The organism is Acinetobacter sp. FDAARGOS_559 (genome assembly GCF_003940475.1).
In the GTDB taxonomy this organism is placed as follows: domain Bacteria; phylum Pseudomonadota; class Gammaproteobacteria; order Pseudomonadales; family Moraxellaceae; genus Acinetobacter; species Acinetobacter baumannii.
Window position 1 is genome coordinate 1,917,203 of the sequence record NZ_RKJG01000005.1, and the last position, 17,986, is coordinate 1,935,188.

Here is a 17,986-nt window from a genome sequence, read left to right on the forward strand (position 1 = left end):
TGTATAGACTCTAAAATCAAAAGAGCGCAATTGATATTGCGCTCTTTTTTATTTTGCTAAAATTGGCTTTACTCTTTATCAAGTACATAAGCTTTTGTAGGAACAAAATAATTTTGTTCCAAAAACTCACGGTTTTTACCAAAATCGCTATAAAATAATTTTTCTAAATTTACGACTAATCTTTGTTTTGCATCAATATCAAAATAGAAGTTAACATCTGATAAAGGACATTGAATCGTTAACTCATGAGCGGCAGGTTCGACCTTCCATTTCAAGGAAGGACATAATTGATTGATGACCGCACTTTTTGAGCCATCTTTACTACCAACACGACCAAAATGAACAACATTCCAATACGCAGTTCCATCAGGTAATAAATTTAAAATATATTCTGCCTCGCCTGTTTCACAATCGGCAAAATTATCTTCACATGAAATACGAGTATGATAACGGCCTGCATATTGTTGGTCTGCTTCGGATAGTTTTGAGGTTTGATCTGGAACGCCCTCAGGCAAGAAAGTTCGTCCCGCTGCATCATCTAAAGTTTTAACCTTCGTAGTGCTTTTAATCAAACTATCTTCATGTCTAGAAGTCGTTGCTACCGCGGAGTGATCTTTAGAGTCGGCATGATTTACATCGCAGGCACTTAACCCCATACACAAGATGGCTGCCACACCCAAATGTTTTATTAAAAGACCAGACCACTTCAAAGACATATACATCATTCACATACAACAGCAATGCTACAGTTCAACCTTATTGTTCAGGAACGATATCATCGCTGCTACAAACACTTTCAGCCCCGAAACAGTGCATTTTAGTAGATGTTGCTTTCATTGATTTAAACCATTTACATATTTTAACCATTTTTAGTTTTGTGAACCTTTAATTCATTCGGATTGGCTCCATATTCTTATTAACCAAGTGAATAAATGATTCCTTGTAACTTATATATTTGAGGAGACTTAGATGGCCAATTCTGGTTTATATCGCTCGAACCGACAAAGCATGATCGCCGGTGTAATGGGCGGTATTGCTGAACGATTTGGTTGGAATGCAAATTTATTACGCATTATTTTCGTGTTAGTTTCGATAATGAGCGCGGCTTTTCCAGGGATTTTAGTGTACTTAGTTTTATGGTTGGTTATTCCTAAAAAACAGCCAGAACAAGTGCAAGGTTATCAACAACCTGTTCGCACTGTACGAGAAGAACAAATACATTAAATAACTTAGTTTATTTTGGTCGCTACGGTTGCATCCCCTAATCAACCGTAGCTTTTTTTATGTTTAAAATTACAATTTACGATTTAACTGCTGTTGTAAAGCCGCAATCATATCTGCACGGCTAATGATACCAATCAGTTTTCGTTCCTCAACCACCGGAATATAGTTAAAAGACTTCTCAACAAAGTAAGGTACAAGGTCTTGAATCGGCTGAGTTGGCAGTACAGTAACTACTCGACGACTCATAATTTGTCTTACGTAATGCTGCCATGAGTTTCTTGGGTCTGTTGCCCCTTTAAACCATTCCACAACTTCATATAACGCCAAAGTACCCACTAAATGGTTGTCTGCATTAACTACAGGCAAACTCATGAGATTTTCTTGTTTAAATTTATCTAATGCCTGATGAATATCATCATTTTCATGCAATTTAATCACATCTCGGCTCATAATATCCTGACAGGTATATTGGTTCACCATGCGTTCATTGGCATGTTCTTGCGCTTCTAAAATGATTTTTTCTAAGTCGTACTGGCTGATATCTAACAATTCAGTATGATGTTCTAATGCATACTCAATATCTTTTGGCTGAATTGATACTTTTTGAGTGGGAGTTGGATCTTTGCTTCGCTCATTTAAATGTGCAGTAACCGGATAATGTCGCCCAATCAATCGATTAAAAAATACAGCAAAACCGAGTAGAAGTAATGAGTTGAGCAGAACCGGATAAAAAACGAAATAAAAGCCTAATTTATGAATGGCAGCGCCGCCCAACACAGCCGTAATCGCAACTGCTCCACTAGGCGGATGCAAGGAGTCGGTAGTCATCATCAAAAATATGGCAAAACCCACAGCCACGCTAAAAGCCGTGGTTAAATCCGGAATCCACTGTGCACAGGCGACCCCAATAATTCCGGCTAATGTATTACCGACAATAACATTCCAAGGCTGAGCCAATGGACTGGTAGGTACAGCAAATAAAAGAACAGATGAGGCCCCCATTGGTGCAATGTACCAAGCATTAATTCCGCCTAAAACATACCAGCTAATTAACGAGGAAATTGCTAAACCACATAGCGCTCCAACGCCACAAAGCAACCGTTCTTTTAGGGGTAAAACCTTAAAATTCGGTTTTAAAATCTGTAACCATTCTGGCTGTATAACACTCACAGTACACCTTAGGGGATATGCCGTTATTTATAACGGGCAAAAGTATACGCCCAAAGCCACATAAAGTGCATTTAAATTATATCTTTCAATTATCAGAAAACCTGTTGAACGTGCTGTTACTATTTTAATGTTTTAATATTCAATTAATTTTTCATTTAAATAGCGCCAGTAACGTTTAGGCAAATATTGCACATGAAGCTTAATATTTTGGCGTTCCGTAATATTAACGCTTTTAAAATAATCCTTCCAAAGCTGGTCATATAAAACTTCCTGCTCATTAAGCTCAAGCTGAAAGCTTTGACTCATTCCATTTTTTAAATTACGGTCAACGTCTGAGGCTTCGAGTGAAACTTCATGTATTTCCCGTAAATCATAATACAGTCCGAATTTACGTTGCTCATCATAAATCAGCCAACGCTGATCTTGATAACGCCGTTTAAAATGCGGCTGAATGAGTGGTAAAACATTAAAATCAGGACGAACCAGACTTAAAAAAAGCTCATCTTTGGTTTTCTTAAACCGAATAAAAGCCTCCATTCGATGCTTCTCTCGTCCGACCTTTTTCGTCCACTGTGCAATCGCTAAGACACTTGGATTTGAATAATCTTTTTCTACAGAAGAATGACTACTAAACACATAAATACAATAATTAAATAAATGCTGATAGGCATCTAAAGATTCAGATAAAGAGGCAAAATAGAATTGTTTTAATGAAGAAGATGAAAGCTTTTTTTTCAGGGCAGACCAAACACGCTCGGCATGTTGCTCGTTATTTGAAACCTCAATTTTATCAGCAAATAAGCCATGTTGAGCCGTATCACTTAAACAGAGTCTGACTTGTAATTCTTTAAATTGAAATGCACGAAACACACAGCTCAGCAGCCCAACCATTGAACCATCAAAATAGTAAGCAACCTCCTCATTAAACATGGCTAAAACCCAAGACTTAATTGTGGCGAGAGCTGCTGTACATATTTTGATGAGCCTTGCGTTAAAATCTGCTGCCGAATAAAACTTGAAGACAATTCTTTTTGGAATTTTGGACTATCTTCACAGCGAATAAAGAATTTTGCACGTTGATAGGCCACACCGAGTTTTTTAAGTAAATCGATATGGATTTTTCCAAAACGGCGTGCTTGCACAATTTTCTTGGCCGATTTCACCCCAATGCCCGGTACACGCAAAATCATTTGATAATCTGCACGGTTTAAATCTACCGGAAACTGTTCTGGATGCCTTAAGGCCCAGCTTAATTTTGGGTCTACATCAAGATCCAAATTTGGGTGTTTTTCATTAACAATTTCATTGACTTCAAAACCGTAAAAACGCATCAGCCAGTCACTTTGATAGAGACGGTTTTCACGAAGCAACGGCGGCGCAGAACCAACTGCGGGCAAGTAATTATTTTCGGTATTAATTGGGATATAACCCGAAAAATAGACGCGCTTGAGTTTAAATTCTTTGTAATGCTTGTCTGCCATAAACAAGACATCTTGGTCTGACTCTTGATGGGCCCCCACTACCATTTGTGTGGTCTGCCCTGCCGGCACATATTTCGGTACATGCTTAATGATTTGTCGCTCATCTTTAAGCTGAATAAGTCTATCACGGACCAAACCTAAATCTTTTTGCACTTCCTGATGTGATTTTTCTGGCGCAAAAGTTTTTAACCCAATTTCGGTCGGCATCTCTAAATTAATACTCATCCGGTCAGCATATAAACCTGCTTCATGAATCAGTTCAGGCGATGCTCCCGGAATAGTTTTTAGATGAATATAGCCATTAAAGTTTTCTTCAAGACGCAACTTTTTCACGACTTGAAGCATGCGCTCCATCGTGTGATCGGCCGATTTAAAAATGCCTGAGCTTAAAAATAAACCTTCAATATAATTACGGCGATAAAAATTAATGGTTAAGTCTACAACCTCTTGCACCGTAAATGCCGCACGCTGGACGTCATTAGAACGGCGTGAAACGCAATAGGCGCAGTCAAAAATACAAACATTGCTAAATAGAATTTTTAAGAGAGATACACAGCGGCCATCTTCGGTATAGCTATGGCAAATACCCGAATGACTGGCATCCCCCAGACCTTTATTTTTGTTTTTACGATCACTGCCACTTGATGAACAAGACACATCATATTTAGCAGCATCAGCAAGAATTTGTAGTTTTTCCCGAATGCGATCAGACATATCAAACGACTCATTTATGACATCGTTTAAAAAATATCATTTCGCATTCTTAAATTTAATCCAGTGAAATACGCTCGGCGTCATGAGATGACGTTTAAAATAATTCGTCTTAATTAACGTATTCTTCAAGCTGCTTTACACGCTTTTCATACTCTTGCATTGGGCAATATGAATACATCGGTGAACCAATGTATGAACCTGCATTATTACATTCCTGATCTACATAAGCTTTCCAAAGTCGTTGAGATTTTAGAATATCTTGGTAACGCTCTGGTTGTTTGTATTCTTCGCTTTGTGTACGAATTTGATCAATTAGAGCAACAATTTTTTCTTCATAAGTCTTTTTAGCTTGTTCAGAACAGCTATGCACAACCATGTTGTTAATACTTTCAAGCTTCATTTCTTTAATGGTCTGGTCTACACATTGGTTGTATTCATCTTGCTCATCAGTTTCTGTTTGCGCGTAAAGCCATGGACTACAGAAAAGACTGGATAAAACAATAAGTTTGCAGCAAAATTTCAACATAACTTCTTCTCAGTTCTATAATTTTTAATATGCTTCAATATAACAAAAAAATGATTATTCACGCACTTGCGCTTGCACCCATCCCATTGCTGAGTTTATCTGCCTTAGGGGTAATAATATTAAATGCTGAGTTCAACCTTTATTCGATTGGAGTTATTTTTCTAGCCCACTTCTTATTTTATTTACTTTTTTATGGCCTTCTGGTTATTCCTTTTGCATATATCATTTCCTATTTTCTCGCCCGTAAAAATCGTTTAAATCTGATGAGTATTTTCATCAGCGCAACTGCGATCTGGATTTTGATTGGCCCTATTACACGTTTGATTTTTGTCGGATCATTCCCTTCCCCTTGGTGGCATATTTATAAGATCTACAGTTTCTATCTGATGATCTTATTTACAGGCTTTTGCTATTGGTTAGGCTTAAAGTGGCTAAGCCAGAAAAACAAATGACCGAATCATGTATTCCCTTGATTAAGCCTTTGCCACTCCCCCACAAAATCCTTATACTTAGGGGCAATTTTTCTCATAAATTCGTGGATGCTACATGAGTCGCGCCATCTCGCACATTGATACATTTCAGGGCTTAATTCTTGCCCTACAAAACTATTGGGCCGAACAAGGCTGCGTCGTATTACAACCTTACGACATGGAAATGGGCGCTGGAACATTCCACACCGCAACATTCTTACGTGCTTTAGGGCCAGAGACTTGGAACGCGGCATACGTTCAACCTTCACGTCGTCCAAAAGATGGCCGCTACGGTGAAAACCCGAACCGTTTGCAACACTACTATCAGTTCCAAGTAGTACTTAAGCCAAACCCAGACAACATCCAACAGCTTTATCTCGATTCTTTAAAAGCAATCGGGATTGACACGCTTACTCACGACATCCGTTTCGTAGAAGACAACTGGGAATCTCCAACTCTTGGTGCTTGGGGCTTAGGGTGGGAAGTTTGGCTTAACGGTATGGAAGTAACTCAGTTCACTTACTTCCAACAAGTTGGTGGTGTTGAATGTTACCCAGTAACAGGCGAAATCACTTACGGTTTAGAACGTCTTGCGATGTACCTACAGGGCGTTGACTCGGTTTATGACCTTGTTTGGACCAAAGGCCAATTTGGTACTGTGACTTACGGCGACGTATTCCATCAAAATGAAGTTGAGCAATCGACTTATAACTTTGAATACGCTCCAGTTGATAAACTATTTGAACTATTTGATTTCTACGAGTCAGAAGCTAACCGTTTAATGGAAGCTAAACTTCCACTTCCAGCTTATGAGCAAGTCGTTAAAGCGTCTCATACCTTTAACTTGCTTGATGCACGTGGCGCAATTTCTGTAACTGAGCGTCAACGTTATATTTTACGTGTACGTACTTTGGCGCGCGCTATTGCACAAAGTTATGTACAAGCACGTGCAGAGCTTGGCTTCCCAATGGCAGAACCACACTTACGTGATGAAGTATTGGCACAGCTAAAAGCACAAGCTGAAAGTGAAGCAGCAAAGGCGGAGAAAAACTAATGAGCAAACATACTGTTTTATTCGAACTTGGCTGTGAAGAGCTTCCACCAAAAAGCTTAAAAACATTACGTGATGCACTACAAGCAGAAACTGTAAAAGGCTTAAATGAAGCAGGTTTAAACTTCGCATCTGTTGAAGCTTATGCCGCTCCACGTCGTTTAGCACTTAAAATTGTAGATGTAGATGCTGCGCAAGCGGATACGCAAAAACGTTTTGACGGCCCTGCAGTTCAAGCAGCTTACGATGCAGAAGGCAAACCGACTAAAGCACTTGAAGGCTTTATGCGTGGTCAAGGCATTACTGTTGAGCAACTTTCTACATTCCAAGCAGGTAAAGTTGAAAAAGTTTGCTATTTAAAAGATGTGAAAGGTCAAAGCCTTGATGCTTTACTTCCACAGATTTTACAAACTGCGTTAGACAATTTACCAATTGCTAAGCGCATGCGTTCTGCTGCAAGCCGTACCGAATTTGTACGTCCAGTGAAATGGGTTGTCTTACTCAAAGATGACCAAGTTATTGAGGCGACTATTCAAGATCACAAAGCTGGTAATGTGACTTATGGTCACCGTTTCCATGCACCTGAAGCTGTGACCTTAGCACATGCAAATGACTATTTAGCTGCGTTAGAAAAAGCATATGTTGTAGCGAACTTTGAAAAGCGTCAGGCAACCATTCAAGAACAAGTGAAAAAGTTAGCTGATGAAGTGAATGCAACTGCGATTGTTCCAACTGACTTACTTGATGAAGTAACAAGCCTGGTTGAATGGCCTGTAGCTTTACGTGCAACTTTTGAAGAACGCTACTTAGCTGTTCCTCAAGAAGCTCTTATTACGACAATGCAAGACAACCAGAAATATTTCTGTTTGATCAATGCGGAAGGTAAATTGCAGCCTTACTTCATTACTGTTTCAAATATTGAGTCTAAAGATCCGACTCAAATTATTGAAGGTAACGAAAAAGTTGTTCGTCCTCGTTTATCTGATGCTGAGTTCTTCTTCTTACAAGATCAAAAGCAACCGCTTGCATCTCGTAAAGAAAAATTAGCAAACATGGTATTCCAAGCTCAGCTTGGTACGCTTTGGGACAAATCAACACGTATTGCAAAACTTGCAGTTGCATTATCTTCAATCACTGGTGCAAACCCAGCTGATGCTGAAAAAGCAGCATTACTTGCTAAATGTGACTTAACTTCTGAACTTGTAGGTGAGTTCCCAGAGCTTCAAGGTATTGCGGGTACTTACTACGCACGTATTGAAGGTGAAAACACTGAAGTTTCAGAAGCTTTAGGTGAACAATACTTACCAAAATTTGCAGGTGATATTTTACCTAAAACCAAAACAGGTACAACTATTGCCCTTGCTGACCGTTTAGATACGCTGGTTGGTATTTTTGGTATTGGACAAGCGCCTACAGGTTCTAAAGACCCGTTTGCTCTTCGTCGTTCAGCAATTGGTATCTTACGTTTAATCATTGAAAATGAATTAGACGTAACAATTGAAGAGTTAGTAAATCTTGCGCTTCAAGGTTATGGCGATATCGTTAAAGACCATGACAAAACTCGTGCTGACGCAGTTGCATTCTTGGAAGGTCGTTACCGTGCTAAGTATGAAGACCAAGGCGTTGCTGTTGACGTCCTTCAAGCAGTTCAAGCTCTTGCACCAAAATCTCCACTTGATTTTGACAAGCGCGTAAATGCTGTTAACCACTTCCGTACATTACCTGAAGCTGCTGCACTTGCTGCTGCAAATAAACGTGTTGCTAATATTCTTGCAAAAGAAGCAGCACCAGAAGGTTCTGTAGTTGAAGCAAACTTGGTTGAAGATGCTGAAAAAGCATTATTTGCTGAGCTTCAAGCAGTTACACCTGTAGTTGAACCATTACTTGCAGCAAAAGATTACACAGCTGCTCTTTCTAAGCTTGCAGCACTTCGCGCGCCGATTGATGCATTCTTTGATGGTGTAATGGTAATGGCAGATGATGCTGACCTGAAAGCAAACCGTTTACGTTTATTGGCTCAGTTACGTAATTTGTTTACTGCTGTGGCTGATGTGAGTGTGTTACAGGGTTAAATTCATCAAGGATGCTATGCTAAAGTAGCTGTATAGCATCCATTTTTGATAGAAGATTATGATAAAGTATATTTCAATTGAAAATTTTAGATGTTTTCACCAAAGTACATTTAAAGAATTCTCGCACGTAAATCTAATTGGCGGTTTAAACAACTCTGGAAAATCAGCCCTTCTTGAGGCTATTTTACTTTTATTATCACCTCAACTTGAAACCATAACTTTATTAAACAAATACAGAAATGAACTCGTAACAAAAAAGAATACATTTGATAAGACTTGGGATTATCTATTTTTTAATGCAAACAAATTAGAACCGATTAAGTTGAAGACATTAAGTGATAGATATAATTATGAATATTGTTTAGCAATAAAAAAATCTGAAAATGATCAATTCAATAATGTTGCTTTTTATGAAAAATTAAAAAATTCAAAAGAAGAGAGTTTAGAAAGGGCTATAAAAGATTTCGAACTTTTCACCCAAAAACAAAATATTATTCATTCATTAGATTTATATATTACAGATGATGAGCTTAACAACTCATTTATGGGAAGTTTTAGTTTTACTGATTCAGGTAGATTAACAATGTTGGAAACACCAACATATCTATTTAATGAAGTAGCATATCGCCCAGCTAAACAAGTAATTACACCCAATCAACTTTCGAAACTTTTGGATATTTCAGTTGATAAGGGACATTTAAATGAAATAATGGAAACTATTCAAATTATTGATGACTCGATTATCGATATTAGAGTAGTAGAAAATAAAGTTTTATTATCCCGTGACCGAGTATCATATTTACCTATTAGTCTTTTTGGTGATGCTATTACATCAACGCTTTATATGATCTTAACTTTATTTAGTGTAGATGAAGGGGGATACCTATTAATTGATGAGGTTGAAAATGGTATTCATCACTCTAAACAACTTAACTTTATTAGACATATTTGTAATTTAGCATTTAAAAGAAATATCCAAATCTTTATGACTACACATAGTGCTGAATTCATTAAGAGCTTTAATGAATATTCATTAGAAAATGAAGGTACGAAACTTCGCTATTTAGAACTTGTGAGAACACGTAAAAATAGAATAATTAGTAATATAATTGAACCTGAAGTTCTTGAATATAAAATAAATCATTCAAAAAATTTTCGTGGTGAGTAACAATTATGAACCATAAGATTATTGTAGAAAGTTTTAATGATCAGGCTATATATGCTCATGTTTTAAAAAATTTCTGTACATCAAATACTGATGTAGAAACTTTTACAGATGGTTTAGACTGGATTGAACTCGCAGGTTTAGAACGGACTAAATTAATCACTAAATTGAAAGACATTCGTTCAGAATTGATAAGAGCACAAGAAATCACAAAAATTGGAATCATTATTGATTTAGATGATTCATCAGTAGAAGAGAGGATAAAATTTTTAAATGAACTTTGCTCTGAAGCATTTGAATTAACTATTGATATAGAAAAAGTAAGTGAATTTAAGCTTTATGAAATTCCTGAACAAGATATTGAATTTAAATTAGCTTATTGTTTTAGTGGTTTAAATGGTCAAGGGGAACTCGAACATCTTTTGAAAGAAATAGCAGATACTAGTAACTCTCACCATGCAAATTGTCTAGAAACTGGCTGGAAACAATGTCTTGCCTCTAAAGGAATTATTGTGAGGGATAAGGATTTAAGAAAATTATGGATGGATTTTTATAAAAGAATGGATTGCTTATCTCATAAGGAAAGAAAGCAAGCAAAGCAAAATGTGCAATGGGATACATTTTTATCGCTTTACCCCGAAAAATTTGATTTCTCTAAAGATATACCAGAGTTAAATGACCTCAGACAATTTCTTACGTTTTTTGGTTAAAAGTTAAAGTTTACTTATAGGGATCTTTTCTAGATCCCTTTATTTTTTGAGTTAAACAAATTCTTTAATCTCTTCTAAACTTTTCGATGGCTCAAACCACATAAAATCATAATCGGCCACATCATGAATATAAAACGGATCATTTTTCATAATCTCTTCAGCCTCTTGAAGCGAAGAGCTTAGAACTAAAATTACCCCACCTACTCTATTTTCCCGGCGTCCCGACGCTAAAAATTTCTTTTGCTCATAGTAATGATCTAAAAATGCAATATGTTCTTTGAGTACAGCGTCAACTTCGGTCAATGGTTTTTTATAGGTGAGGGTAACAACAATCATCTCATTCTCTTAAAGCAAGTAGCGCATGACATAGCTTATTCAATAGTACGCCGATTCCCCCAATTCATCCACACTAAACTTCCCACAATAATTACTCCTCCCAGCAGCACCATCATTGATGGTTTCTCATTTAAGAAAATCACCGCCAAACTCATGGCGACAATGGGCGAACAATACAAAAAATTCGATGCAATCGTTAACGGCATATTTTTAAGTACATAGCCCCAAAGTACATAAGCCATCGCACTTGGAAAAATACCCAATAAGACAACCGACATATTGGCTTGCCAAGTGGCATGTAAAATTTCACTAGGTAAATGAGCACTATAAAATAGTAAAGGAAGGGTCCCGAACCAAATGATGTAGCACATCATGCTCAAGGCATCATAATTTAAGGCAAATTTTTTATATAAATTAAAATAAAGCCCCCATGCAATTGCAGCTAAAACAATCAACAAACTATAAGGGCTCGGCATACCAAAACCATGATCTCCGCTGACCACTAACACGGCGCCACAAAGCCCTAGCAAAATACACAACCACTTTTTAAAACTGATTTGTTCTTTAAAAAGCAAAACCGAAATAATAAAGGTAAATAGCGGAATAGATTGGCTCAAAATACTAGATGCGACAGCAGTTACATATTGCTGCCCCGTATTTATCAGCAAATGATGCAGCGTTACAGAGAAAAACCCTAATACAGCAAGCGCAGGAACATCTTTCCACTTTAAAGGCTGAATTCCTTTTTTTATGACCAGAAGTAATAAAAAAAAATGAAGCAATTAAAAAGCGAAGCAAGGCTATATGCTGCGGTGTATATGAATGCAAAGCACTATGTACACCAATAGGCGAATAGCCCCAACAAAAAACGGTTACAGCAATACATAAGTAGAGCTTAAATGCTGGAGGCTGGGTTTCGGCAGCAAGAGAAATTGCCATGTTAAATCTGCACTAATGAAATGGAACTCTTTCATCATATGCGCATAGATAGTTGAATAAAATTACTTATATTGAGTCAAATATTCATTAAAAGTGAATGATTAAATATGGATATTACCCAGTTAAAAATGTTTCAAACCGTGGTTGAATGCGGAACCATGGCTAAAGCATCACTACAACTACATTGCGTACCCTCCAATATCACTACACGCATTAAGCAACTTGAAGAAGGACTAGGCGCACCGCTGTTTTATCGTGAAGGAAAAAGCTTAAAACTCACCCCATCAGGAGAAATCTTTCTCGATTATTGCCATAAAATTTTAGCGCTATGCGATGAAGCGAAACGAAGTATTCATCCAGATGCACCGCCCTCTGGCCCGCTCAAAATTGGGGCTATTGAATCTTCTGCTACCACTCGCCTCCCCAATTTACTTGCGAAATATCATCAGCGCTATCCAGAGGTTTCTATTCAAATTATTACTGGCACATGGAAACAGTTACTAGTCGATATTTCTCAGCACAAACTTGATGGTGCAATTGTTGCAGGCAATATTGAGTTTCCTATGTTAAATAAACTGAGTATTTATCAAGAAGACATGGTCTTAATCGCATCTCATTCTTTGGGAGAAATTCATTGCCAAGAAGATTTGATTGGCAAAGAAATTTTTATGTGGACTGAAGGCTGTCCTTACCGTGCAGCTCTTGAAGAATGGCTTAAACTGAAGAATATCTCTCTCCCTATCACCAGTATTACCAGTTACGCCACTATTATTGGGTGTGTAAGTGCGGGTTCTGGCGTGGCGTTAGTGCCTAAGAGTATTTATGAGCAATATAAAAATTTGGCCCATATCCAAAGTTATAAATTTGAATATCTTGCTTTTATGCAAAATCACTTTTTCTGGCATAAAAATGTGAGCAACCATAAAGCGAGAGACATGTTTATAGAATTGATTAAGACTGAATTTAGTTTATGAATCATTGCAATGATTGGTTTAGCGCTATTAAATGATGATTTCTCGTAATCAAATCGTATGGGTTTTATCTCATGTCTGCACAAGATTTATTTTTAACAGTAAGATCAGCTATCCATATTTTGATAGTCATTGGGGAGATTAATCCAAAATGAAAGCCATAAAAATTTTATGTATTACAAGCTCTATCTTGGTTTCATCATCTCTCTTTGCTGAAACACTTCAACCTCAACAAGTGAATGAAACAACTTCTAAGACAATGCCTTATGGTGATAATCCAAGCTTAGGCCGCGTACTGTTATACAAAACAGGAAAAGGCATTCAAAATTTAGGAGATTCTATTCAAGGCGCTTCTGAAAAAACTTCAAATAAAATTAGTGAAAAATGGAAAGATACGAAAGAATTTACCGCCGAAAAAGCAGAAGTTGTTCAACAAAAAGCAGATACAGCCAAAGTATTTACTGAACAGAAAATAGAACAAGCGAAGCAAAATATCACCAGCAGTAGAAACGGTGAAAATATTCCAATCGAACAAGGTGAGCTAAGTAAATCTAGTACGACTGCCAATTAAAATTAAATCAGAGTAGCGCGATCATTTCGCGCTTCCAAAGAAACACACTTTAAAAAAGACATACATCCACTACAAAGAGCTAGGAACCTGCCTTATGAACAGTCAAAAACTTCTCTTTTCTACCCTGTGCTGCTTAGCATTAACTGCATGTGCAACTACCGCACCTCTTTCTTCTTATCCTCAGGCACAAGTTTTAGAACAAGATACCAATATCGAAGCTTATCCAACCACCACAGGCAATGTAGCCAAGCTCATTAAACACGATAAGCAAGCTTGTATGATTGAATTTACGGGTTATTTAGGTGGTGGACAAGTAACTGAACATTGGATTTTTAATAATAAAGGCCTGATTTCAGCTCAATCATTTACAGAGCAATATCCAGACTCTTCTGGCATATTAAGTCAAGCGACCAATTCGACAACCAAAAGCTCTACCACTTTTAATATCCAAGATCCCGAAATTCAAAATAATTTCAAAAAACTTCAAAGTAATTTTAGTAAAGATAACTTAGCAAAGTGTGATTAAGGCTTTTTCATAAAAAAACTCGTTGCAGAAGTTATCTTTTGCAACGAGCCATAGCCATTTAAATTTTTTGGACCTAATAAAAAATTATAAATATGCTATTTAGTTAACGGTTAAACCATTGGTTGCCGCCAGTAAATCAATCCGTGGGAAAACCAAGCCCGTTCTTGAGTCAGTAATAGGTTTACCCGTAGCTTTTAACCGGCTAATGGTTTGATCGATACTTTCTGTTGGACTCACACTATTCGCTCTCAATAGAGCAATCGCGCCTGCCACATGTGGTGTCGCTTGAGAGGTACCACCCATGGTATAGCCACCTGCGGTAATCATTGCACCCGGCGCCAATAAAGTCACAAGGCTTCCCCCATTACTAAAGCAGGCTACCTTATCTGCTGCTGTAGTAGGGTCAGAACATTTCACGGGGTTACCCCATGACACACCACCAATATTACTATCATAAACAGCACCTACCCTTACTGCCCCTGCCACACAAGCAGGAGATGAAATTCCGTCAGGGAAGGCATCATTACCAGAGGCTACAACCGGAACCACGCCAGCAGCTCGCGCATTGGCAAATGCTGTTCCATAACTGCTATCGCTACACTCAGAGGTATATTTGACTCCCGGCACACCAAGGCTCAAATTCACCGCTTTAATATTATAGGTTTGTGCATTGTTTACAGCCCAGTTAATCCCCGCGAGAATATCACTATCATAAGCGGTGCTTACCCACTTACCTTGAGATCTGACCTTTCTAAATACATCAATACCAATAATTTTAGTTTTAGTAGCGACTTTCGACACAATAGCGGAAACGTTACTGCCATGCCCATCATCATCCAAAGTGCCATCATCTGGTGCACTATCAAAAGAATAAACCACACGGCAAGTACTTGATGGAGTATTCACAGCGGTACATCCGAAATCTGAATGTAGATAATTTACCCCTGTATCCAGCACAGCAACACTAGATCCCTCCCCCGTAAAACCATTGGTATTGGCTTGTGGTTGATTAATCAAAGGCAAACTTTCAGTAGTTGTAGTACGGTTAATACGGTTTGGATAAACTGCTTTAACGTTCGGATCATTTAATAAAGCTATTAAAGCCTCACGGTTACTAATCCGATAAAAAGCCAAAGGCAGGTTATTGTAATCCCGAAGTACTTGTACACCGCCGGCACGATTAAACCTTGTCTGAAGATTCTTTTTATTTGTAGCAATATAACTTCGCCGTTCTAAACCGGAAGGTACGCTCGATAAAGGAATATTGTATTCGACAATTAAATCGTTTGAATCATTACTAACCAAGGCATCTAAATCTATTTTACCTTGGAATACTTTTTGTTTTGCTGCCTGACTTAACCGCTGTTTGGCCCCTTTGGAGTCCAAAGGAAGAGCGGACGCAGTTGTACTGAAAATTGTACATAAACCTAATAGAAACAATGTTTTAATTTGCATTATTTTTCTCCGTAGTTTTTCAACTAACAATTTGCTTATTTCGCTTTTATTTCATTTGCTGGATCTTTTTCTGGATCAATCGGTTGAATCGAAGGATCACTTTTTGTGTCATAGAAAGGAACGGCATCTGCTGATACCGACTGAGAGTGGTTTGAATTTAAAGATACGTTTTTAAGTTGAGTAGGCTCCTTAAGTTTAGAAAGGGAAGATGAAGTATCTGGTTGCGGTGAATTCGTCTCATGTAAAGCAGAATTGAACACATCAGATGCACCGCTTGTGGGTTTGAAATAAAGAACAACGGCGATCAAGCCGACTATTACAAGTAGGGAAGCTATAATTTTCATCATTTAAGATCTCTGTTCTTTTGTTTATAGACATCTATATTTACTTTTGATTATTCGAAATAAAGAGACATTTCTTGAGTTACATTTCATGTGAAATTTCTATTTCGTAAAATGTATAAACATGAGAAAAGCTAAAATATCTTTTCTCGAATAAGCAAAAATACAGTTCTGCCCTTTACGTTTATATTTCTGGCAGAATAAGGTTCAAAAAAGTGCTAAAAAAGCACTCTATTCTCATAATAAGCAATTATTATGCCGTTTCCTCCAATAAATAATGAGAAACACATCACATTTAGAGATATAGGCATGGATCACATGAACAACGATAGAAAAATTTAGGAGACGAAGGTTAAAAAGCTGTAAGATGAAAATAGGACCAGCTTAATAAGAATAACTAAAAAATAAATGTTCTTTTTCACTTTATTATTAATTTTTATTAATCTTCACAATTTATCCCTAGTCTGTTTACTCAATGTAACACTGTTGTAACGTTTTGATGAAGTGAGTTCCCAAGCTCATATTTCCTTAGCTATGATGCGATTGCGTTTATGAAATACCTCACTAAAAGGGTATATTCTTTGAAGGATATCGCAATGAAAATGATGAAAACAGCTATCGTTACTGCAAGTGTACTTGCTTCTGCCTCTATTTTTGCACAAAGTGCGGGCGTTAATGCAGGTGCATCTGCTCAAGTCAACGTACAACCAGGTGGTCTTGTTAGTGGCGTAGCCAATACAGTCAAAAATACTGCACATACTGTAGGGAACACAGCAAAACATGCTGGTCACGTAGCTGCTGACACAACCGTTAAAGCTACAAAAAAAACAACAGGTAAAGTAACTGAACTTTCTTCTAAAGCTGCTACTGGTACTAAACATGTAGCAAGTGAAGCTGTAACTGGTACTAAACATTTTGCTACCGAAGCAGCAACAGGTACAAAAAATTTAGCGACTAAGGCTGCAACTGGCACTAAAAACCTAGCAGTTGAAGCTAAAGCAGATACAAAAGCACATCTTGATGCTGTAAAAACTAAGGTAGCAGAAAAACAAGCTGACCAAAAAGAATTTACTGCTGAAAAACAGGCCGATGCTCAAGCACGTGTAGATGCTGTTAAAGCTCGTGTAGCACAAAATCAAGCTGAGCAAAAAGAATTCGTTGCTGACACTAAAGCTGATGCTCAAGCAAAATTAAATACAGCTCAACCAACTCATGGAGTTAACGCTCAAACAGGTGTAAACGTTGGTGTTAATGTTGCTGGTATTAATGCAAATGCAAACGTAAATGCAGGCGCTCAAGCGACTACACAAAAAGGCGAAAAGAAATCTTTTATTAAAGGTCTTTTCGGTACTAACTAATTAAGTTAGCAATAAAAAAAGGGCGATTCATCGTAAGCATCCGGCTAACACAGCCTTACCAAGCGGTCCTATAAGCCTTAATTTAGTTCCCACCTAAAAACAAGTGGGGACTTAATCCATGAACATGGATATATATTCAGCAACACCTCCTGTTGCTAAAAAACGCAGAACATACAGCAAAGAATTCAAACTCAGTATTGTCAATGCCTGTAAAAATCCTAATACCTCGATCGCTTCGGTCGCACTGCAACATAGTATTAATGCCAACCTTGTCAGTCGTTGGATCAGGATCTTCAGCCATCATGAGGGTGCCGTGCAGGATCCTACTCATGTGAATCCAGCATTTATTGCTTTGCCTTACACTGCTGCAATCAGCCAACCTATTGATGAGAGGATCACGTTGTGTATCACCGTGCCTCATACGAATAATGATATTCAGCTAAAATGGCAGACATCAGAAATACCTGCCTTGGCAGAATTACTCAAGGCACTGGCAACATGATCCGTATCAATGAAATTTGGCTCTCTACCCAGCCCATGGATATGCGAGCAGGAATGGATACTGTCATGGCTCAGGTGGTGAGAGCCTTTGGCTACATCAAACCGCATTGCGCCTACCTGTTCTGTAATAAACGTGGTCATCGTATGAAAGTGTTGGTACATGATGGACTGGGCATCTGGCTGTGTGCCCGGCGTTTGGAACAGGGTAAATTTCACTGGGCTCAAGTTCACCAAGGTGAAACCGTGGCCCTCAGCCCGGAACAGTTACAGGCATTAATCCAAGGTTTGCCCTGGCAGAGAATTGGATTGCAGCAAGTGGTGAATATGCTCTAAACCAAGCTCGACCATTCTGCCATCCTCCAAACGTTCTATTTCATTCTCTTCATGACCTCAGGCATACTGCGG

At 38.0% G+C, this 17,986-nt stretch carries 20 protein-coding genes and 1 pseudogene; 12 read left to right on the forward strand and 9 right to left on the reverse strand.

Going from position 1 to position 17,986, the window contains the following annotated elements; genetic code table 11:
• Window positions 1–68: 68 nt before the first annotated feature.
• Entirely contained in the window at window positions 69–716 is a 648-nt protein-coding gene (locus tag EGS71_RS10680; RefSeq protein WP_000054175.1) for a hypothetical protein, read from the reverse strand.
• 253 nt (window positions 717–969) lie between these two features.
• On the opposite strand from EGS71_RS10680, the gene EGS71_RS10685 reads away from it, so the two are divergent.
• The gene (locus EGS71_RS10685; RefSeq protein WP_000013717.1) at window positions 970–1,224 is read left to right on the forward strand and encodes a PspC domain-containing protein; all 255 of its coding nucleotides are present in this window, start codon (window positions 970–972) and stop codon (window positions 1,222–1,224) included.
• A gap of 69 nt (window positions 1,225–1,293) precedes the next feature.
• Here the strand turns inward: EGS71_RS10685 and EGS71_RS10690 are convergent, their stop codons facing one another.
• The 4 genes from EGS71_RS10690 to EGS71_RS10705 form a co-directional block, all read right to left on the reverse strand.
• Window positions 1,294–2,394 (reverse strand): HPP family protein, encoded by a 1,101-nt coding sequence (locus tag EGS71_RS10690; protein WP_000111462.1) that lies wholly within the window; start codon window positions 2,392–2,394, stop codon window positions 1,294–1,296.
• Between the two features lie 132 nt (window positions 2,395–2,526).
• Window positions 2,527–3,324, reverse strand: coding sequence for a TIGR03915 family putative DNA repair protein (locus EGS71_RS10695; protein WP_000481397.1), 798 nt, complete (start codon window positions 3,322–3,324; stop codon window positions 2,527–2,529).
• Window positions 3,325–3,326: 2 nt separating this feature from the next.
• Complete coding sequence (locus EGS71_RS10700) at window positions 3,327–4,589, reverse strand: putative DNA modification/repair radical SAM protein (RefSeq protein ID WP_001283774.1); 1,263 nt, start codon at window positions 4,587–4,589, stop codon at window positions 3,327–3,329.
• Window positions 4,590–4,698: 109 nt separating this feature from the next.
• A complete protein-coding gene (locus EGS71_RS10705) occupies window positions 4,699–5,115 on the reverse strand; it encodes a lysozyme inhibitor LprI family protein (RefSeq protein WP_000910993.1) in 417 nt (138 codons plus the stop codon).
• A 29-nt stretch (window positions 5,116–5,144) separates the two neighbouring features.
• On the opposite strand from EGS71_RS10705, the gene EGS71_RS10710 reads away from it, so the two are divergent.
• The 5 genes from EGS71_RS10710 to EGS71_RS10730 all read left to right on the forward strand — a co-directional run bounded on the left by EGS71_RS10710 (window position 5,145) and on the right by EGS71_RS10730 (window position 10,583).
• The gene (locus EGS71_RS10710) at window positions 5,145–5,567 is read left to right on the forward strand and encodes a hypothetical protein (protein WP_002010652.1); all 423 of its coding nucleotides are present in this window, start codon (window positions 5,145–5,147) and stop codon (window positions 5,565–5,567) included.
• Between the two features lie 94 nt (window positions 5,568–5,661).
• Window positions 5,662–6,639 (forward strand): glycine--tRNA ligase subunit alpha, encoded by a 978-nt coding sequence (glyQ, locus tag EGS71_RS10715; RefSeq protein WP_000085212.1) that lies wholly within the window; start codon window positions 5,662–5,664, stop codon window positions 6,637–6,639.
• Window positions 6,639–8,708 (forward strand): glycine--tRNA ligase subunit beta, encoded by a 2,070-nt coding sequence (gene glyS, locus EGS71_RS10720; protein ID WP_000033903.1) that lies wholly within the window; start codon window positions 6,639–6,641, stop codon window positions 8,706–8,708. The genes glyQ and glyS overlap by 1 nt, the downstream gene beginning before the upstream one ends.
• Window positions 8,709–8,766: 58 nt before the next feature.
• Window positions 8,767–9,876 carry an AAA family ATPase gene (locus EGS71_RS10725; protein ID WP_000598970.1) on the forward strand — a complete coding sequence of 370 codons (1,110 nt, stop codon included), beginning with the start codon at window positions 8,767–8,769 and terminating at the stop codon, window positions 9,874–9,876.
• 5 nt (window positions 9,877–9,881) lie between these two features.
• A complete protein-coding gene (locus tag EGS71_RS10730) occupies window positions 9,882–10,583 on the forward strand; it encodes a DUF3226 domain-containing protein (RefSeq protein ID WP_001015801.1) in 702 nt (233 codons plus the stop codon).
• Window positions 10,584–10,634: 51 nt separating this feature from the next.
• Here the strand turns inward: EGS71_RS10730 and EGS71_RS10735 are convergent, their stop codons facing one another.
• Together EGS71_RS10735 and EGS71_RS10740 are read right to left on the reverse strand one after the other, a co-directional pair.
• Window positions 10,635–10,919: a YciI family protein gene (locus tag EGS71_RS10735; protein WP_000637651.1), complete on the reverse strand. Its 285-nt coding sequence runs from the start codon at window positions 10,917–10,919 to the stop codon at window positions 10,635–10,637.
• A 35-nt stretch (window positions 10,920–10,954) separates the two neighbouring features.
• Window positions 10,955–11,858: pseudogene (locus tag EGS71_RS10740) on the reverse strand (DMT family transporter).
• A gap of 107 nt (window positions 11,859–11,965) precedes the next feature.
• Here EGS71_RS10740 and EGS71_RS10745 point away from each other — a divergent pair.
• From EGS71_RS10745 to EGS71_RS10755, 3 genes are all read left to right on the forward strand, one after another.
• Window positions 11,966–12,832 (forward strand): LysR family transcriptional regulator, encoded by an 867-nt coding sequence (locus EGS71_RS10745; protein WP_000355665.1) that lies wholly within the window; start codon window positions 11,966–11,968, stop codon window positions 12,830–12,832.
• 148 nt (window positions 12,833–12,980) lie between these two features.
• Window positions 12,981–13,400 carry a hypothetical protein gene (locus EGS71_RS10750; RefSeq protein ID WP_000644152.1) on the forward strand — a complete coding sequence of 140 codons (420 nt, stop codon included), beginning with the start codon at window positions 12,981–12,983 and terminating at the stop codon, window positions 13,398–13,400.
• A gap of 94 nt (window positions 13,401–13,494) precedes the next feature.
• Window positions 13,495–13,926 carry a hypothetical protein gene (locus EGS71_RS10755; RefSeq protein WP_001088069.1) on the forward strand — a complete coding sequence of 144 codons (432 nt, stop codon included), beginning with the start codon at window positions 13,495–13,497 and terminating at the stop codon, window positions 13,924–13,926.
• A gap of 99 nt (window positions 13,927–14,025) precedes the next feature.
• On the opposite strand, the gene EGS71_RS10760 is transcribed toward EGS71_RS10755, so the two are convergent.
• On the reverse strand, window positions 14,026–15,381 hold the full coding sequence (locus EGS71_RS10760) for a S8 family serine peptidase (protein ID WP_001166110.1): 1,356 nt from the start codon (window positions 15,379–15,381) through the stop codon (window positions 14,026–14,028).
• 35 nt (window positions 15,382–15,416) lie between these two features.
• Entirely contained in the window at window positions 15,417–15,725 is a 309-nt protein-coding gene (locus EGS71_RS10765) for a hypothetical protein (protein ID WP_002004883.1), read from the reverse strand.
• Between the two features lie 593 nt (window positions 15,726–16,318).
• Here EGS71_RS10765 and EGS71_RS10770 point away from each other — a divergent pair.
• The 3 genes from EGS71_RS10770 to tnpB all read left to right on the forward strand — a co-directional run bounded on the left by EGS71_RS10770 (window position 16,319) and on the right by tnpB (window position 17,914).
• On the forward strand, window positions 16,319–17,080 hold the full coding sequence (locus EGS71_RS10770; RefSeq protein WP_000783290.1) for a hypothetical protein: 762 nt from the start codon (window positions 16,319–16,321) through the stop codon (window positions 17,078–17,080).
• A gap of 118 nt (window positions 17,081–17,198) precedes the next feature.
• Complete coding sequence (locus tag EGS71_RS10775) at window positions 17,199–17,582, forward strand: transposase (RefSeq protein WP_001055589.1); 384 nt, start codon at window positions 17,199–17,201, stop codon at window positions 17,580–17,582.
• Window positions 17,579–17,914 carry an IS66 family insertion sequence element accessory protein TnpB gene (tnpB, locus tag EGS71_RS10780; RefSeq protein ID WP_000619347.1) on the forward strand — a complete coding sequence of 112 codons (336 nt, stop codon included), beginning with the start codon at window positions 17,579–17,581 and terminating at the stop codon, window positions 17,912–17,914. Before EGS71_RS10775 ends, tnpB begins: the two co-directional genes overlap by 4 nt.
• The last annotated feature ends 72 nt before the right edge of the window (window positions 17,915–17,986 follow it).

Coding starts and splice junctions, on each gene's coding strand:
- EGS71_RS10680 (WP_000054175.1), bottom strand. CDS start 716: ATGTCTTTGAAGTGGTCTGGTCTTTTAATAAAACATTTGGGTGTGGCA.
- EGS71_RS10685 (WP_000013717.1), top strand. CDS start 970: ATGGCCAATTCTGGTTTATATCGCTCGAACCGACAAAGCATGATCGCC.
- EGS71_RS10695 (WP_000481397.1), bottom strand. CDS start 3,324: ATGTTTAATGAGGAGGTTGCTTACTATTTTGATGGTTCAATGGTTGGG.
- EGS71_RS10700 (WP_001283774.1), bottom strand. CDS start 4,589: ATGTCTGATCGCATTCGGGAAAAACTACAAATTCTTGCTGATGCTGCT.
- EGS71_RS10705 (WP_000910993.1), bottom strand. CDS start 5,115: ATGTTGAAATTTTGCTGCAAACTTATTGTTTTATCCAGTCTTTTCTGT.
- EGS71_RS10710 (WP_002010652.1), top strand. CDS start 5,145: ATGCTTCAATATAACAAAAAAATGATTATTCACGCACTTGCGCTTGCA.
- glyQ (WP_000085212.1), top strand. CDS start 5,662: ATGAGTCGCGCCATCTCGCACATTGATACATTTCAGGGCTTAATTCTT.
- glyS (WP_000033903.1), top strand. CDS start 6,639: ATGAGCAAACATACTGTTTTATTCGAACTTGGCTGTGAAGAGCTTCCA.
- EGS71_RS10725 (WP_000598970.1), top strand. CDS start 8,767: ATGATAAAGTATATTTCAATTGAAAATTTTAGATGTTTTCACCAAAGT.
- EGS71_RS10730 (WP_001015801.1), top strand. CDS start 9,882: ATGAACCATAAGATTATTGTAGAAAGTTTTAATGATCAGGCTATATAT.
- EGS71_RS10735 (WP_000637651.1), bottom strand. CDS start 10,919: ATGATTGTTGTTACCCTCACCTATAAAAAACCATTGACCGAAGTTGAC.
- EGS71_RS10745 (WP_000355665.1), top strand. CDS start 11,966: ATGGATATTACCCAGTTAAAAATGTTTCAAACCGTGGTTGAATGCGGA.
- EGS71_RS10750 (WP_000644152.1), top strand. CDS start 12,981: ATGAAAGCCATAAAAATTTTATGTATTACAAGCTCTATCTTGGTTTCA.
- EGS71_RS10755 (WP_001088069.1), top strand. CDS start 13,495: ATGAACAGTCAAAAACTTCTCTTTTCTACCCTGTGCTGCTTAGCATTA.
- EGS71_RS10760 (WP_001166110.1), bottom strand. CDS start 15,381: ATGCAAATTAAAACATTGTTTCTATTAGGTTTATGTACAATTTTCAGT.
- EGS71_RS10765 (WP_002004883.1), bottom strand. CDS start 15,725: ATGAAAATTATAGCTTCCCTACTTGTAATAGTCGGCTTGATCGCCGTT.
- EGS71_RS10770 (WP_000783290.1), top strand. CDS start 16,319: ATGAAAATGATGAAAACAGCTATCGTTACTGCAAGTGTACTTGCTTCT.
- EGS71_RS10775 (WP_001055589.1), top strand. CDS start 17,199: ATGAACATGGATATATATTCAGCAACACCTCCTGTTGCTAAAAAACGC.
- tnpB (WP_000619347.1), top strand. CDS start 17,579: ATGATCCGTATCAATGAAATTTGGCTCTCTACCCAGCCCATGGATATG.